Genomic DNA, 15617 nt, shown 5'->3' with positions numbered 1-15617 from the left:
ACAATGATGTTGAATTTCACGACGCTATCGCGAGCAGGCTCACTCCTGCAGTTTTAACGGTGAAGCGGCTTAATCGGTGGCGAGTACACCGCGGCGAACCTGATCACGCTCGATCGATTCGAACAGTGCCTTGAAGTTGCCTTCGCCGAAACCGTCGTCGCCTTTACGCTGGATGAATTCGAAGAACACCGGCCCCATCAGGGTTTCCGAGAAAATCTGCAGCAACAGACGCTTGTCGCCCGACTCGGACGAACCGTCCAGCAGGATCCCACGCGATTGCAGCTGATCGACCGGCTCGCCGTGGTTCGGCAGGCGGCCTTCGAGCATTTCGTAGTAGGTTTCCGGTGGCGCGGTCATGAAGCGCATGCCGATGCTTTTCAGGTGATCCCAGGTCTTGATCAGGTCATCGCTGAGGAAGGCCACGTGCTGGATGCCCTCACCGTTGAACTGCATCAGGAACTCTTCAATCTGCCCGGCGCCCTTGGACGATTCTTCGTTCAGCGGGATGCGGATCATGCCGTCCGGCGCGGTCATGGCCTTGGAGGTCAGGCCGGTGTATTCGCCCTTGATGTCGAAGTAACGGATCTCACGGAAGTTGAACAGCTTCTCGTAGAAGTTGGCCCAATACGCCATGCGACCGCGATACACGTTGTGGGTCAGGTGATCGATGATTTTCAGACCGGCGCCGACCGGGTTGCGGTCAACACCTTCGATGAACACGAAGTCGATGTCGTAGATCGAGCTGCCTTCACCAAAACGGTCGATCAGGTACAGCGGCGCGCCGCCAATGCCTTTGATCGCCGGCAGGTTCAGTTCCATCGGTCCGGTTTCGATGTGGATCGGCTGGGCGCCGATTTCCAGCGCGCGCTTGTAGGCCAGTTGCGAATCCTTGACGCGGAACGCCATGCCGCACACCGATGGGCCGTGCTCGGCCGCGAAGTACGAAGCAACGCTGTGCGGTTCGTTGTTGAGGATCAGGTTGATCTGGCCCTGGCGATACAGGTGCACGTCTTTGGAGCGGTGGGTCGCGACCTTGGTGAAGCCCATGATCTCGAAGATCGGCTCCAGGGTGTTCGGGGTCGGCGATGCGAACTCGATGAACTCAAAGCCCATCAGGCCCATTGGGTTTTCGTATAAATCTGCCATTTTGGCGCCTCATCATTTTTTAGAATTAACGGAACGTTAGTTGCTAAGAATGCTGAAGCCGGCGGGTGGCGCGCAGGAGATGCCCCGCACGCTGCGGGCGAGGAAGTCACCGTAGATCAATTGAAACCCAAAACTTTTCATTGTCGACCCAAGGCTGATGCGGGCGAGGCTTCTGCTGGCAGAAGACGATTATTATTGTATGCGTAACCCGATTCTACACAGCGTAAATAGGTTTGTCCGCCTTCTGTATCAAATCCCCTTTTTCCCTGCTCGCGCAAGGGGTTTGTTGCACAGGAAAATCCCCGTGAGAATCAGCCCGCCTCCCAGGCACATCGCCAGCGTCAACTGCTCGCCCAACAGTAACGCGCCGAGGATCACCGCCGTCAGCGGATTCAGGGCAATGAACACCCCCGAACGTGTCGCGCCGATTTGGCGAATGCCATCGTAATAGCCGATGTAGGCCAGCGCCGAGCCCAATACACCCAGGTACATCAGGCTCATCCATTGCTGCGGACCGAGGCTCATGAGCGCGCTGACACTCAGTTCACCCCGTATCGCACTTGCCACCCACAGCATCAGGGTGCCGAGCAGAATCGAATACGCCACCGTCTGCACCGGCCCCAGCGAGTGGTTCAGTTCTTTGGAGAACAGCGAGTAAATCCCCCAGCCGAGCACGCAGCCGAAAATCAGCAGGTCACCGATCCACGCGTCGGCGTTGTCGACCAGTAACTGCGGGTTTCGACTGACGATCACCAGACTCGCCCCGGCGATACAGATCGCGATCCCGATAACCTTCGCCCGACTCAAGCGCTCCTTGAACAGCAGCCACGACGCCAGTCCGATCACGGCGGGGTTCAGCGCCACAATCAATGACGCTCGCGATGCATTGATGTAATGCAGTCCATAAAAGAAGCACAGGTTGTAGAAGAAGATGCCGAAGAACCCCAGCAGCGCCAGTTGCAGCCACTGCCCGGGGCTCGGCTTCGCCAGTGGTACGCGGGCCAGCAGCAAAAACAGCAGCAATGCCACGCTGGCCAGGAGGAATCTGAGGCTGGCGGCGAACAATGGACTGAGGCTGTCCGCGAGAAACCGGCCAGCCACAAACGTCCCGCCCCAGATCATGGTGACGGCGGCGAGTTTCAAATAAACCGGCACATCCGATGAGGTTGTTTGCGCGTAAGCATTCATGAGGTGCAAGGACTTCAGTCAGGGAAGATGACGTATCATTCGACTAATGCATGATCATCGTAAAATGAGTAAAGACTCATGACCCTGACACAACTCGAGATTTTTTCGCTGGTCGCCGAACTGCGCGGGTTCACGGCGGCGGCCAATCGGCTGGGGATCTCCCAATCGGCGGTGTCGCATGCCTTGAAGTCGCTGGAACAGGAATTGGGTGTCGAGTTGTTCCGGCGCCATCAGTCCCAAGTCGAGCCGAGCGACATCGGTCTACAGCTCTTGTCGCGCGCCCGGGCCATGCTCGGGTTGGCCGACACCTTGCGCCAGGAAGCCGCCGACGCTCGCGGGATGAAGCGCGGCACCCTGCGCATCGGCTCGTTCGGCCCCACCTCATCAATCAAACTGCTGCCACAGATCCTGGCGCACTACCGCGCCGCTCACCCCGGTATCGAAGTGCACATCGACGAGGGTCCGGACCGGCAGATTATCCAGTGGCTGGAAGAACGACGAATCGATATCGGTTTCGTGGTGCTGCCCGAAGATCGCTTCGATACCTTCTCGTTGATCGAAGACCGGATGGTCGCGCTGTTGCCCTCCGATCACCCGCTGACCGGTCGCGACAGCCTGAGTTTGAGCGACTTGTGTCACGACCCGTTCGTGCTGACCGAAGCCGGGTCTTCGGAGCTGGTTTCGCGGCTGTTCACGGCTTCCCGGCTGACACCGAACATCCGTTATCGCTGCTCGCAGCTGCTCAGCACCCTCGACACCGTAGGCCGAGGCGATGCCGTGACCGTGGTCGCCGAAGGATCGTTGCCCGACGACAACGACAGCCGCTACGTGAAAAAACCGCTGTCTCCATCCGTCAATCGGCAGGTAGGTCTGGCGGTGCTCGACCAGCGTCAGTCGTCGCCCGCAACGCTGGCGTTTATCCAAATGGCTACAAACCTTGACTATCGTTGACCGGCATAAGTACCGACGGCCATCTATCATGCCCACTACCTGAACTCTTTTTTGGGAGGCGTGCCGTTGTCCTCCCTGCATTTTAGAGCCGTATCCCTTCGTCACAGGCTTTGTGAATGCCACTGAACGCCAAGACCCACAAACGCGGCAAACGAATGGCTGTAACCGTTTTGAGCGGGTTACTCCCGGTGCTGTTGGGGGTTGTCATTCTCTATATGCAGGCCGAGCGTGCGCTCAAGCAGAGCACCGAGCTGACGGCCGAAGAAGCCATCCGCCAATTCGAACTGATGCTCGACAATACCGCCCAGGCCGCACGGGAACTGCTGCCGCTGGCCGGCCAGACCTGTGACAACGTCAAACTTGCCCTGCGCGAACAGGTCACACGCCGGCCGTTCGTGCGTTCGACGAACCTGGTATGGGATAACAACCTCTATTGCAGTTCGCTGTTCGGGGACTCCAGGGAGACGGTCAATCCGGACGACTACACCCAGGGCAAGTTGTGGTTGATGAACGGCAACCCGGTGACGCCCGACACCGCGTTGTTAGTGTATCGGCTCAGTGAAGGCGATCGGGGGGCGCTGACCACACTGGACGGTTATCACTTGAGCAACGTGTTGCGAATGATTGGGCGCAAGACACGGCTGGTGCTGGAAGTCGGCCCCGTATGGTTATCCGCCGAGAGCAAGGTTCACGAAGGCCCCCTGCCCACTCTGCCTGTGGCCGAAAGCAAGCAAACGTCCACGCGTTATGGCTTTACGGTCGCAGCCGGTTTCCCCGAGGGTGAAACCTGGCGCTACATGAACAGCGAGTACCCACCGCTGTTCAGTTTGCTGATCTTCTTCGGCGTGGTCTCGGGCGCAATCGGACATGTCCTGCAAAAGCGCTCGTCGTCCCCCAGCCATGAAATGCAGCGTGCGCTGGAGGCCGGTGAGTTTGTTCCCTACTTTCAGCCCGTGGTGCATGGCGATACTAAAACCTGGTCCGGCGCCGAAGTGTTGATGCGCTGGAATCACCCGAAGGAAGGCCTGGTACGCCCGGACCTGTTCATTCCTTTTGCCGAGCATTCCGGGTTGATCGTGCCAATGACCCGCTCGTTGATGCGACACACCGCGACGCTATTGGCGCCTGCCGCTGCGTCGTTCGATGGGCCGTTTCACATTGGCATCAACATCACCGCCAGTCATTGCAAGGACTTGGACCTGGTTGAAGACTGCCGGGAGTTTCTCAGTGCCTTCGCACCAGGGGCCATCCACCTGGTGTTGGAATTGACCGAGCGCGAACTGATCGAACCAACGGCCATTACGCACCAGCTGTTCGAGCAGCTTCACACCTTGGGCGTAATGATCGCTATCGATGACTTTGGCACAGGTCACTCAAGCCTCGGTTATCTGCGTCAGTTCAATGTGGACTTTCTGAAAATCGATCAGAGTTTTGTCGCGATGATCGGCGTTGACGCGCTTTCCCGGCACATTCTGGACAGCATTATCGAATTGTCGGCCAAGCTTGATCTGGGCATCGTCGCCGAAGGCGTGGAAACCGAGGAGCAAAGTGACTATCTGGCCGCTCACGGCGTAAACTTTCTGCAAGGTTATTTGTTCGGTCGACCGATGCCAGGAGCCGAATTCATTAGTGCATTAAGGCACCATTAACCTGCGGTTTAAGCGACGAGGCAACGAAGCAGCGCACCAAATTGAATCAAAAGACTACTGTAGTTACATGAAGAAAAAGACAGGATTTACTCTTGGCCAATTAACTACTACAATTTTTCATGCCTGCGCAAGATTGGCAGGTGAGCCACTATCACCGAGTCGCTTCAAGGCTCTTGGCTTATAGCTTTGTTTGCGGTTGGTATCAGCCAAACACACTATTGGAGTAATGAATTTGTCCAGACTCGCTGAATTTCGTGCCGCTGAGAAGGCCCTTCAAGAACAGCTCAAGCAGCTGGAATCGCTGAAGAATGATGCCGGGCTCAAGAAAGAAATCGAATTCGAAGAAAAGCTCCAGGGGCTGATGAAAACCTACGGCAAAAGCCTGCGCGACATCATCGCCATCCTCGATCCGAACCCGGCAAAATCCGGTCTGCAGGCAGCAGCCCCTAAAACCCGTCGCGCCCGCGTGGTCAAGGTTTATCACAACCCGCATACCGGTGAGCTGATTGAAACCAAGGGCGGCAACCACCGTGGCCTGAAAGCCTGGAAGGAACAATACGGTGCCGCCACCGTAGATTCCTGGCTGCGAGGCTAAGCACTCGCGGTGATAAACAAGCCCTGCCAATGCAGGGCTTTTTTTATGGCCGGCCTCCCAATGCAACGAGGGGAGTCGTTCAACTCGCTACTTGCCGACTAAACTTTATGCTTAATCCGTTTGGGTATCTAAAGATTTCAGATCGCGCTGAAATCTGCAGTCACGCAAACCCGCCACTAAAGTTTCAAGCTGTTACGAGCCGCCGCAATTTCATCCTCGCTTGCCTTATAAGCCTCAGCCTGCCCCGCGTAGGAAAGAACATAGGCCTTATCGGCATCCACCGCTGCGACCAATGTTTGCGACAGCACATGTCGACCATTCTGCGTAATCGTGCAGGTAGTTTCCAATCCCGATAAGCGGCTCAAGGTCGCCGGATGAATCTTGTTGCAGACACTTTGATAGCCGCCTTGAAAGAAGTCCTTCTGCACCGACTTGCGCATTTCCAGCAGCACACCCTCCAGATTGACCTGATGACCGCTTTCTACTTGAGTCATGGTCAATTCCATCACCATTACCGGCGTGCCGCCTTGGTCGACTTTCACCGCGCGCTGTCGGGAAACCCCTGGTTTGGCATCATCTTGCGGAACGGCTTCCACCTCCCAGCCCTTCGGCCAGGTCACCACCGGTGCATCCGCTTGAGCGCTGGCGACACCTGACAACAGGAAAATCAGGACCCACGTCGATTTACAGAATCGGATCATTGCAATGAGCACTCACGGATTGAACCGTAAAGTCTGAGCCTCACCCGTCCGTCAGGCAATAGCAGACTCTTAGCGTTTGGTGATGTCCCAGCCCTTGCGTATCATTGTCGCCATTCGTTAGCCCCACTTATTTTCCGGAGGGCCCATGAGCCTGCACGAATTGAACACTTTCCCCGGCGTGACCGCTCAACCTGACACCGCCACCCAGAAGTTCGTCTTCAACCACACCATGCTACGGGTCAAGGACATCACCAAGTCCCTGGATTTCTACACGCGCATCCTGGGTTTTTCGCTGGTGGAAAAACGCGACTTCCCGGAAGCCGAGTTCAGTCTGTATTTCCTGGCGCTGGTTGATAAAAACCAGATTCCGGCCGACGCCGCCGCCCGTACCGAATGGATGAAATCGATCCCTGGCATTCTCGAACTGACCCATAACCACGGCACCGAGAACGACGCGGATTTCGCCTACCACAACGGCAACACCGACCCGCGCGGCTTCGGCCATATCTGCATCTCCGTGCCGGACATCCGTGCGGCGTGCGAACGTTTCGAAGCGCTGGGCTGCGATTTCCAGAAACGCCTGAACGACGGGCGCATGAAGAGCTTGGCCTTTATCAAAGACCCGGATGCGTACTGGGTCGAGATCATCCAACCGGCACCGATGTAAAAAATTCGCTGCCACTGATCGCTCCCACGCTCTGCGTGGAATTCAGCCCGGTAGGCGTTACCACGCAGAGCGTGGGAACGATCAGTATCACGCACACAAAAACCCCATGATCGCTCATGGGGTTTTGTGTTTCAGCGTTGGTGTTTAAGCCGGCGCGGAGGTGCGGATCAGGTGATCGAATGCGCTCAGAGAAGCCTTGGCGCCCTCGCCCACTGCAATCACGATCTGCTTGTACGGCACGGTGGTGACGTCACCGGCAGCGAACACGCCCGGCATCGACGTTTCACCACGGGCATCGACGATGATCTCGCCGCGAGGCGACAGCTCGATGGTGCCTTTGAGCCAATCGGTGTTAGGCAGCAAACCGATCTGCACGAAGATCCCTTCCAGCTCTACGTTACGCAGCTCGTCAGACTGACGATCCTTGTAACGCAGGCCATTGACCTTCTGACCGTCGCCCAACACTTCAGTGGTTTGCGCACTGGTGATCACGGTGACGTTCGGCAGGCTGTGCAACTTGCGCTGCAAGACCGCGTCGGCGCGCAGTTGTACGTCAAACTCCAGCAACGTGACATGAGACACGATGCCCGCCAGGTCGATGGCCGCTTCGACGCCGGAGTTACCGCCGCCAATCACCGCCACACGCTTGCCTTTGAACAGCGGACCGTCGCAGTGCGGGCAGTACGCCACACCTTTGTTGCGGTATTGCTGCTCGCCCGGGACGTTCATTTCACGCCACCGCGCACCGGTCGCGAGGATCACGGTCCTGGCTTTCAGGGTCGCGCCACTGGCGAAATGGACCTCGTGCAACTCACCGTTCTTGCCCGGCACCAGTTTGTCGGCGCGTTGCAGGTTCATGATGTCGACGTCGTATTGCTTGACGTGTTCTTCCAGTGCTACTGCCAGTTTCGGGCCTTCGGTTTCCTGCACGGAGATGAAGTTCTCGATGGCCATGGTGTCGAGCACCTGCCCACCAAAACGCTCCGCCGCCACACCGGTGCGAATGCCTTTACGAGCAGCGTAGATCGCTGCCGAAGCACCGGCCGGGCCACCGCCGACGACCAATACGTCAAAGGCTTCCTTGGCGCTGATTTTCTCGGCCTGGCGCTCGATGCCGCTGGTGTCGATCTTGGCGAGGATTTCTTCCAGGCCCATGCGGCCCTGGCCGAAGTTCACGCCGTTGAGGTAAATGCTTGGCACGGCCATGATCTGACGATCATCGACTTCGGCCTGGAACAACGCGCCGTCGATGGCGACGTGGCGGATGTTCGGGTTCAGTACCGCCATCAGGTTCAGCGCCTGGACCACGTCCGGGCAGTTCTGGCAGGACAGCGAAAAGTAGGTCTCGAAGCTGAACTCGCCTTTGAGCGAACGGATCTGTTCGATCACTTCGACACTGGCCTTCGAAGGGTGACCGCCCACTTGCAGCAAGGCCAACACCAACGAAGTGAATTCATGGCCCATCGGGATGCCGGCAAAACGCAGGCTGATATCGGCACCCGGGCGATTGATCGAGAACGATGGCTTGCGTGCATCGTCACCGTTATCTAACAAAGTAATCTGGCTGGAAAGACTGGCAACGTCTTTCAGGAGTTCGAGCATTTCCTGGGATTTCGCACCGTCGTCGAGGGAAGCAATGATCTCGATCGGCTGGGTGACCCGTTCCAGGTACGATTTCAACTGGGCTTTAAGATTGGCGTCCAACATACGGGCGATTTCCTTTTACTTGAGACGAAAAAAAACGCCCGAGCGAATCTCGCCCGGGCGTTTTGAGGGCGGTTGCAGCTTACTGAGGTGCGGAAACCCGCCCTGATAGTGCTTTCACAGACTTAGATCTTGCCGACCAGGTCCAGGGACGGAGCCAGAGTGGCCTCGCCTTCTTTCCACTTGGCTGGGCAAACCTGGCCTGGGTGAGCAGCGACGTACTGGGCAGCCTTGATTTTGCGCAGCAGCTCGGAAGCGTCACGGCCAACGCCGCCATCGTTCAGTTCAACGATTTTGATCTGGCCTTCAGGGTTGATCACGAAGGTGCCACGGTCAGCCAGGCCAGCGTCTTCGATCAGCACGTCGAAGTTGCGGGAGATGGCGTGAGTCGGGTCGCCGATCATGGTGTACTGGATTTTGCCGATGGCTGGCGAAGTGTTGTGCCAGGCAGCGTGAGCAAAATGGGTGTCGGTGGAAACGCTGTAGATCTCGACGCCCAGTTTCTGGAACGCGTCGTAGTTGTCAGCCAGGTCTTCCAGTTCGGTCGGGCAAACGAAGGTGAAGTCGGCTGGGTAGAAGAACACGACAGACCACTTGCCTTTCAGGTCAGCGTCCGACACTTTTACGAAGTCGCCATTTTTGAAGGCGTCAGCTTTGAACGGTTTAACTTGGCTGTTGATGATAGGCATCGATGACTCTCCGTCAGGGTTGAAAAGTTTGGTTGAGAAGTTGATGGGGTGAATCCTACCCACTCGATCGCCGCCTGGCTCATTGGCAAAGCTCATGCTGCTGATTGGTTTTCGCTATTAGCGGACAGTATTAATAGAAGAAAACGGTATCTAGCTCACCAATGGCTTTTCAGCGACTCGGGCCATCCCGAGAAACGGGCTGACTTCAACATAGCGCATGGCTGACTTCACATCCTTCCAACCCACATAACTCATCAACGATTTCAGATCCCAACCACTCTGATGGGCCCAACTGGCAAAGCCGCGGCGCAGGGAATGGCTGGTGTAGTGGTCCGCCGAAATGCCGGCACGTTCCAAGGCCTGGCGCAACAAAGGGATCACGCTGTTGGCGTGCAAGCCCTCCTCGCTCAAGTGACCCCAGCGGTCGATTCCGCGAAACACCGGCCCGCGGACCAGCGCAGCTTCCGTGATCCATTGAATGTAGGCGTTCACTGGGCAGAGGCGCTGCAGGGCCGGGGTCTGGTAAGTCTTGCCGACGTTCTCGCGATCGCTTTTGCTGCGCGGCAGGTAAAGGGTGATGCCTGAACTGGCGATCGCCTGCACGTGTTCGATTTGTACGCGGCACAATTCATCACTGCGAAAGCCACGCCAGAAGCCCAGCAAGATCAGCGCGGTGTCACGTTTGGCGCGAAGCAATCCTGGCTGATCGTTTTGCGCCCTGGCGGTTTTGGCCTCCTGCTCCAGCCATGCCACCACTTGCTCCAAATGCTGAAGCTGCAATGGCTCGGCCTGTTTCTCCTGGGCCGGGTGCAGCGCCCGTATGCCCTTGAAGACCTTGCGCACCACCGGCGACTTGGTGGGGTCGGAGAATCCCTGGCTGTTATGCCACTGCGCCAGCGCTGACAAACGCAACTTCAACGTATTGATCGACAGCACGCCCGCATGGGCCGCCAGGTAACGCGCAACGCTGTCGCTCGTCGCAGGCAGGAAACCACCCCAACTGACTTCGAAATGCTCGATGGCCGCCCGGTAGCTGCGACGCGTGTTGTCGCGGGTGGCGGCTTGCAGGTAGCGATCCAGGTCGGTCATGGGCTATCTCTCGAAAATGTACCGCTTTGGTGAAGTAAAAATTGTAATACGGCGTATCACGCGGGGTAATACCAGTATATCCCGCCTCAATAACTTAGATTTTTTATCTTTTTGTTGATGATGGTACACTGCGTACTTTAGTGGCATGTACCACAGTACGAAATCGTAGGAGAAGAAATGGCTCGTGGCGGCGTAAACAAAGCGGTGGTGCAGGCGGCACGTTTGGCAATCCTTGCCCGTGGCGAAAACCCCAGCATCGATGCAGTACGGATCGAGATGGGCAATACCGGCTCAAAAACCACCATTCACCGCTATTTGAAGGAGCTGGACGACGGCAGCGAGCGCGCTGAAACGCCCTCTGAACCCATCGATGATGAGCTCGCAGGCTTGGTCGCGCGTCTGGCGCAGCGCCTCAAGGAGCAGGCGCAAGAGCCCATCGACCAGGCACGCACGCAGTTCGATCAGCAACGAAAGGATCTGGAAATCCAGCTGACTGAAGCACGGCAAGCCAACACTGAACTGCACCAGCAATACGAAATTCAAAGCCTGGCCCTGACTCAAGAGTCCGAAGCGCTGCACGAAACCCGCGCCATGCTGCAGACCGAGCAAACCCGCAACGCCGGATTGAACCAGGCACTGGCCGATTTCGATTTACGCTTGCAAGACAAGGATGTGCAGATCCGCTCACTGGAAGAAAAGCACCTGCACGCACGCGATGCACTGGAACACTACCGCAACGCCATCAAGGAACAGCGCGAGCAGGAACAGAGCCGCCACGAAGGCCAGTTGCAACAGATTCAGATGGAATTGCGCCAGGCCCAGCAAAGCGCATTGGTGCGTCAGGACGAAATCACTCAATTGCACCGCGACAACGAGCGCCTGCTCACTGAGAACCGTGGAACGCTACGCGAACTTGGGCTGCTACAGGAGCAACTCAAACACACCCACAGCCGCCAGGATCAACTGCTGGAGCAGGTCAACCGCATCGACAGTGAGCGCACCCTCCTCCAGGAACGCTTGCGTGCCGCGCTGTTGGAAAGTCAGTCGCTCAAGCAAAGCGTCGACGAGCAGTCGCAGATAAACAAAGCGCTGGAAATCGATGTGCTCAAGACTCGGGCGAGCCTCGACGAAAGCCTGCGCCTGGCCGCTGTCATTGCAACAGCGCCAGACGCATCAGAGAGTGAAAAGAGCGATTAACCGGCAACCGGCGTGCGCATGGTGACGAACTCTTCGGCGGCAGTAGGATGCACGCCGATGGTTTCGTCGAAATCGCGCTTGGTCGCACCAGCCTTCAAGGCAATCGCCAAGCCCTGAACGATCTCACCGGCATCCGGCCCGACCATGTGGCAACCCAAAACCTTGTCGGTCTTGGCATCGACCACCAGCTTCATCAGCGTGCGCTCCTGGCACTCGGTCAGGGTCAGCTTCATCGGCCGGAAACGGCTTTCGAAAATCTGCACCTCGTGGCCAGCTTCGCGCGCATCTTCCTCGCTCAAGCCGACAGTGCCAATGTTTGGCAGGCTGAACACGGCGGTCGGGATCATCTTGTAATCCACCGGACGATATTGCTCAGGCTTGAACAAGCGACGCGCCACGGCCATGCCCTCAGCCAAAGCGACGGGGGTCAGCTGGACACGGCCGATCACATCGCCAAGCGCCAGAATCGACGGCTCCGCAGTCTGATACTGATCATCGACCGCGATGAAACCTTTCTTGTCGAGTTTGACGCCGGTATTTTCCAGCCCGAGGTTGTCGAGCATCGGCCGGCGACCGGTGGCGTAGAACACACAATCCGCTTCCAGCTCGCGACCATCCTTGAGCGTCACCTTCAGGCTGCCATCGGACTGTTTATCGATGCGCTCGATGTCGGCGTTGAATTGCAGGTTCATGCCGCGCTTGGTCAGCTCCTCCTGCAAATGCTGGCGTACCGCACCGTCGAAGCCGCGCAGGAACAGCTCGCCGCGATACAACAACGTAGTGTCGGCGCCCAGCCCGTGGAAGATCCCGGCGAATTCGACAGCGATGTAACCGCCGCCCACCACCAGAACGCGCTTGGGCAACTCTTTGAGGAAGAACGCCTGGTTGGAACTGATCGCGTGTTCATGCCCCGGAATCTCCGGGATCTGCGGCCAGCCACCGGTCGCAATCAGGATGTTTTTAGCGGTGTGACGCTCGCCATTGATTTCGACGGTGTTCGGGTCGACGATTTTGGCGTGGCCTTCATGCAAGGTCACACCGCTGTTGACCAGCAAGTTGCGGTAAATGCCATTCAGGCGATTGATCTCACGATCCTTGTTGGCGATCAGCGTCGCCCAGTCAAACTTCGCCTCACCCAACGTCCAGCCAAAGCCCGAAGACTGCTCGAAGTCTTCGGCGAAGTGCGCGCCGTAGACCAGCAATTTCTTCGGCACGCAGCCGACGTTCACGCACGTACCACCCAGGTAACGACTTTCAGCCACAGCCACTTTCGCGCCAAAACCGGCAGCGAAACGCGCAGCCCGTACACCGCCGGAACCGGCGCCAATTACATAAAGGTCAAAATCGTAGGCCATTTTCAATCTCCTCGGCAGGCAACCAGCATACCCGCAGACGTCCGTTGGGCAAGCGCTGCAAGCGATATCGGGGGGCAGTAAATGAAAAAGCCACCCGAAGGTGGCTTTTCAATACAAGCAGGTCAAACGCTATCAGTAAGCCTTGCCAGTCTTGTAGAAGTTCTCGAAGCAGAAGTTGGTCGCGTCGATGTAGCCTTCAGCGCCACCGCAGTCGAAACGCTTGCCTTTGAACTTGTAAGCCATGACGCAGCCGTTCTGGGCTTGCTTCATCAGGGCGTCGGTGATCTGGATTTCACCACCCTTGCCTGGCTCGGTTTGTTCGATCAGGTCGAAGATGTCCGGCGTCAGGATGTAACGACCGATGATCGCCAGGTTCGACGGTGCATCTTCAGGCTTTGGCTTCTCGACCATGCTGTGAACACGGTAGATGTCATCGCGGATCATCTCACCAGCAATCACGCCGTACTTGTGAGTTTCTTGCGGGTCGACTTCCTGGATGGCAACGATCGAGCAGCGGAACTGCTTGTACAGTTTGACCATCTGGGTCAGTACGCCGTCGCCTTCGAGGTTGACGCACAAGTCATCCGCCAGCACCACGGCGAACGGTTCGTCGCCGATCAGTGGGCGACCGGTCAGAATCGCGTGGCCCAGGCCTTTCATTTCGGTCTGGCGGGTATAGGAGAACGAGCAGTTGTCGAGCAGCTTGCGGATACCGACCAGGTACTTCTCTTTGTCGGTGCCCTTGATCTGGTTTTCCAGCTCGTAGCTGATGTCGAAGTGGTCTTCCAGGGCGCGTTTGCCACGACCGGTGACGATGGAGATTTCAGTCAAACCAGCGTCCAGTGCTTCTTCGACGCCGTACTGGATCAGTGGCTTGTTTACCACCGGCAGCATTTCTTTGGGCATGGCTTTAGTCGCTGGCAGGAAGCGAGTACCGTAACCGGCTGCTGGGAACAAGCATTTCTTGATCATATAAGTCCTTGAAAGGGCTGTGTGTACGAGTTTCGGCGCAGTCTAATCAGGCGGCGTGCACCTTACAATGCCCCGCGCTGGCTAACCAATGCCATCATAGAGAAATATTCCCGCGGATAGTTCAATCCGCATTTTCACGCGGTCAAATCAGCGTAGCTCAAAGAGGCCGACAAACTCGACCACCATACGCTTATCGTCCCCCAATGCGAGCATTTGCCGGTATCATGGCGACTTTGAACCAGTGAACGAGACAGATAGATGACCGTAGCGAAAATCATCAACGGGTACACGGTCGACAAAGGAAAAGATGGCCAGTGGCACATTACCGCCGCCAATGGCGAAGATGTTTCCGGGCCGTTACCCAGCGAAGCGATGGCGGTTGAAGTGGCGTCGGTGCTCGACTACACCCCCCCCGCGCCGAAGCGACGCGGCAAGAGTCAGGACTGATATCCTGCAGCACTCGCAGAGCCCTGCCATTGAGCAGGGCTTTTTTGTGGCCAGGTACAAACAAGTGGCCATTCGCTATAACCTTTTGCTGCCTGCGCTGTCACAGGCTTAGCCCCATCATCCTGACGACGACAACGACATGACTAAATTTTTGCCCCTGATTGCAATCCTGGCCCTGAGCGGCTGCGCCACTTCCGAGAAAATGTACCTGAACAACGGAGAGCAAGGCCTGGCAATCGACTGCTCCGGCGAAGCCAACTCCTGGGCCACGTGCTATGAAAAAGCCGATGCCTCTTGCGCGGGGACCGGCTACCGGATCGTCGGCACCGACGGATCGCCTTCCACCAAGGAAAGCGACAAAACCCTGGGGGTCGATGTCGGCAACTTCAAGAACCGCAGTGTCGTGGTGGTCTGCAAGTAGGGCGCCCTGCCCTACATGTGAATTTCCGCAAATTTGATTCCGAGACCACGCACGGTCTCGATCAAATCGTCGAGACGAGCAAACGACTCGACCTCATCGTTATCATCCACCAGAAAATAGCTGCGCCCGGCGCTCTTCTTGAAAAACACGATCCATTCCCCCGGGTTCGCGGGATTTTGAATGACGTGGGTGGCAGAGATCAGTCCCTCTGCATGGCGTTCCTGTACCTGCTCTCGCTTCATGCTCGACTCCAGAAAAGACAATGCCGCCAAAGCATGACTTTGACGGCATCGGTGTGAACGGTGGCTAGTCTATCAGCCGGAAATGCAGGCGTTGGCGGCTTTCTGCACGTCTTTAGGACGCACCGGCACATTGGACATACGCTCATGCAGCTTTATACCACTGCCACCCGAACGGTCTTCGATGTCGAACACGGCTGCCGGGGCCGATGAGAATTTCGCCGGCACGATGACGCGCATCCCGTCCTTGGTTGACTCCAGTTGCAGGGCGCCACGACTGTCGGCCAGTTTTTCGACCAGGCATTGCGCGTATTCATTGGGCTTTTTGCCTGAGATCACGTTCATGGTAGGCAACGTCTCATTAATCTCCGAGACATTAGCACAGCCACTCATCACCAATGCCAACGGCAAGGCCAACACACCCCACTTCATACAAAACCTCCGATAAAGACCCTCCGACAGCACAAATGCTGATTTTCTCCGAGGCTCGCTGCGTTTATCGCTCATAGAATTCCGAATAACTGTTTTTAATTGTCAAAGCGAACCTCGACGACCGGATAATAACCTGTTCGGGCTGATAAACTGCGCCAATCGCCCATGCTATCGT

17 protein-coding genes are annotated in these 15617 nt (G+C 57.0%); 7 read left to right on the top strand and 10 right to left on the bottom strand.

Annotation, left to right across the window (positions count from 1 at the left end; genetic code table 11):
- Positions 1-69: 69 nt before the first annotated feature.
- Together hppD and FBY01_RS11610 are read right to left on the bottom strand one after the other, a co-directional pair.
- The gene (gene hppD, locus FBY01_RS11615; protein WP_010460695.1) at positions 70-1146 is read right to left on the bottom strand and encodes a 4-hydroxyphenylpyruvate dioxygenase; all 1077 of its coding nucleotides are present in this window, start codon (positions 1144-1146) and stop codon (positions 70-72) included.
- 249 nt (positions 1147-1395) lie between these two features.
- The gene (locus tag FBY01_RS11610) at positions 1396-2334 is read right to left on the bottom strand and encodes a DMT family transporter (RefSeq protein WP_145307787.1); all 939 of its coding nucleotides are present in this window, start codon (positions 2332-2334) and stop codon (positions 1396-1398) included.
- 78 nt (positions 2335-2412) lie between these two features.
- Here FBY01_RS11610 and FBY01_RS11605 point away from each other — a divergent pair, with 78 nt between their 5' ends.
- The 3 genes from FBY01_RS11605 to FBY01_RS11595 all read left to right on the top strand — a co-directional run bounded on the left by FBY01_RS11605 (position 2413) and on the right by FBY01_RS11595 (position 5529).
- Positions 2413-3285: a LysR family transcriptional regulator gene (locus tag FBY01_RS11605; RefSeq protein ID WP_145307789.1), complete on the top strand. Its 873-nt coding sequence runs from the start codon at positions 2413-2415 to the stop codon at positions 3283-3285.
- Positions 3286-3401: 116 nt separating this feature from the next.
- Positions 3402-4934 (top strand): EAL domain-containing protein, encoded by a 1533-nt coding sequence (locus tag FBY01_RS11600; protein ID WP_145307791.1) that lies wholly within the window; start codon positions 3402-3404, stop codon positions 4932-4934.
- 232 nt (positions 4935-5166) lie between these two features.
- Positions 5167-5529, top strand: a complete 363-nt coding sequence (locus FBY01_RS11595) for a histone-like nucleoid-structuring protein, MvaT/MvaU family (protein WP_077747869.1) — start codon at positions 5167-5169, stop codon at positions 5527-5529.
- Between the two features lie 176 nt (positions 5530-5705).
- On the opposite strand, the gene FBY01_RS11590 is transcribed toward FBY01_RS11595, so the two are convergent.
- On the bottom strand, positions 5706-6230 hold the full coding sequence (locus tag FBY01_RS11590; protein ID WP_077747746.1) for a DUF4946 domain-containing protein: 525 nt from the start codon (positions 6228-6230) through the stop codon (positions 5706-5708).
- 145 nt (positions 6231-6375) lie between these two features.
- Here FBY01_RS11590 and gloA point away from each other — a divergent pair, with 145 nt between their 5' ends.
- A complete protein-coding gene (gene gloA, locus FBY01_RS11585; protein WP_010460703.1) occupies positions 6376-6897 on the top strand; it encodes a lactoylglutathione lyase in 522 nt (173 codons plus the stop codon).
- A 144-nt stretch (positions 6898-7041) separates the two neighbouring features.
- Here gloA and ahpF read toward each other — a convergent pair whose 3' ends face one another.
- The 3 genes from ahpF to FBY01_RS11570 form a co-directional block, all read right to left on the bottom strand.
- Positions 7042-8604 carry an alkyl hydroperoxide reductase subunit F gene (gene ahpF, locus FBY01_RS11580; protein ID WP_077747745.1) on the bottom strand — a complete coding sequence of 521 codons (1563 nt, stop codon included), beginning with the start codon at positions 8602-8604 and terminating at the stop codon, positions 7042-7044.
- Positions 8605-8726: 122 nt separating this feature from the next.
- The gene (gene ahpC, locus FBY01_RS11575) at positions 8727-9290 is read right to left on the bottom strand and encodes an alkyl hydroperoxide reductase subunit C (RefSeq protein WP_010460707.1); all 564 of its coding nucleotides are present in this window, start codon (positions 9288-9290) and stop codon (positions 8727-8729) included.
- Positions 9291-9440: 150 nt separating this feature from the next.
- Positions 9441-10379 (bottom strand): site-specific integrase, encoded by a 939-nt coding sequence (locus tag FBY01_RS11570; RefSeq protein WP_145307793.1) that lies wholly within the window; start codon positions 10377-10379, stop codon positions 9441-9443.
- Between the two features lie 177 nt (positions 10380-10556).
- Between FBY01_RS11570 and FBY01_RS11565 the strand changes: the two genes are divergently transcribed.
- Positions 10557-11576, top strand: a complete 1020-nt coding sequence (locus tag FBY01_RS11565) for a DNA-binding protein (protein WP_145307795.1) — start codon at positions 10557-10559, stop codon at positions 11574-11576.
- On the opposite strand, the gene gorA is transcribed toward FBY01_RS11565, so the two are convergent.
- Both gorA and galU read right to left on the bottom strand, forming a co-directional pair.
- A complete protein-coding gene (gorA, locus tag FBY01_RS11560) occupies positions 11573-12931 on the bottom strand; it encodes a glutathione-disulfide reductase (protein ID WP_145307797.1) in 1359 nt (452 codons plus the stop codon). The two genes, FBY01_RS11565 and gorA, sit on opposite strands and share 4 nt — an antisense overlap.
- Before the next feature lie 132 nt (positions 12932-13063).
- A complete protein-coding gene (gene galU / locus FBY01_RS11555) occupies positions 13064-13903 on the bottom strand; it encodes a UTP--glucose-1-phosphate uridylyltransferase GalU (protein ID WP_010460715.1) in 840 nt (279 codons plus the stop codon).
- 258 nt (positions 13904-14161) lie between these two features.
- Here galU and FBY01_RS11550 point away from each other — a divergent pair, with 258 nt between their 5' ends.
- Together FBY01_RS11550 and FBY01_RS11545 are read left to right on the top strand one after the other, a co-directional pair.
- Positions 14162-14350 (top strand): hypothetical protein, encoded by a 189-nt coding sequence (locus FBY01_RS11550; protein ID WP_010460717.1) that lies wholly within the window; start codon positions 14162-14164, stop codon positions 14348-14350.
- Between the two features lie 139 nt (positions 14351-14489).
- On the top strand, positions 14490-14771 hold the full coding sequence (locus FBY01_RS11545) for a hypothetical protein (RefSeq protein WP_010460719.1): 282 nt from the start codon (positions 14490-14492) through the stop codon (positions 14769-14771).
- Positions 14772-14782: 11 nt separating this feature from the next.
- Here the strand turns inward: FBY01_RS11545 and FBY01_RS11540 are convergent, their stop codons facing one another.
- Positions 14783-15013, bottom strand: a complete 231-nt coding sequence (locus tag FBY01_RS11540; RefSeq protein WP_010460721.1) for a hypothetical protein — start codon at positions 15011-15013, stop codon at positions 14783-14785.
- A 72-nt stretch (positions 15014-15085) separates the two neighbouring features.
- Positions 15086-15442, bottom strand: a complete 357-nt coding sequence (locus FBY01_RS11535) for a hypothetical protein (RefSeq protein ID WP_083376633.1) — start codon at positions 15440-15442, stop codon at positions 15086-15088.
- Between the last annotated feature and the right edge of the window lie 175 nt (positions 15443-15617).

This window comes from Pseudomonas sp. SJZ077 (genome assembly GCF_007993905.1).
Taxonomy (GTDB): domain Bacteria; phylum Pseudomonadota; class Gammaproteobacteria; order Pseudomonadales; family Pseudomonadaceae; genus Aquipseudomonas; species Aquipseudomonas mandelii.
Note: the sequence above shows the minus strand (reverse complement) of the source record. Positions and strands in the feature narration are given on the sequence as shown.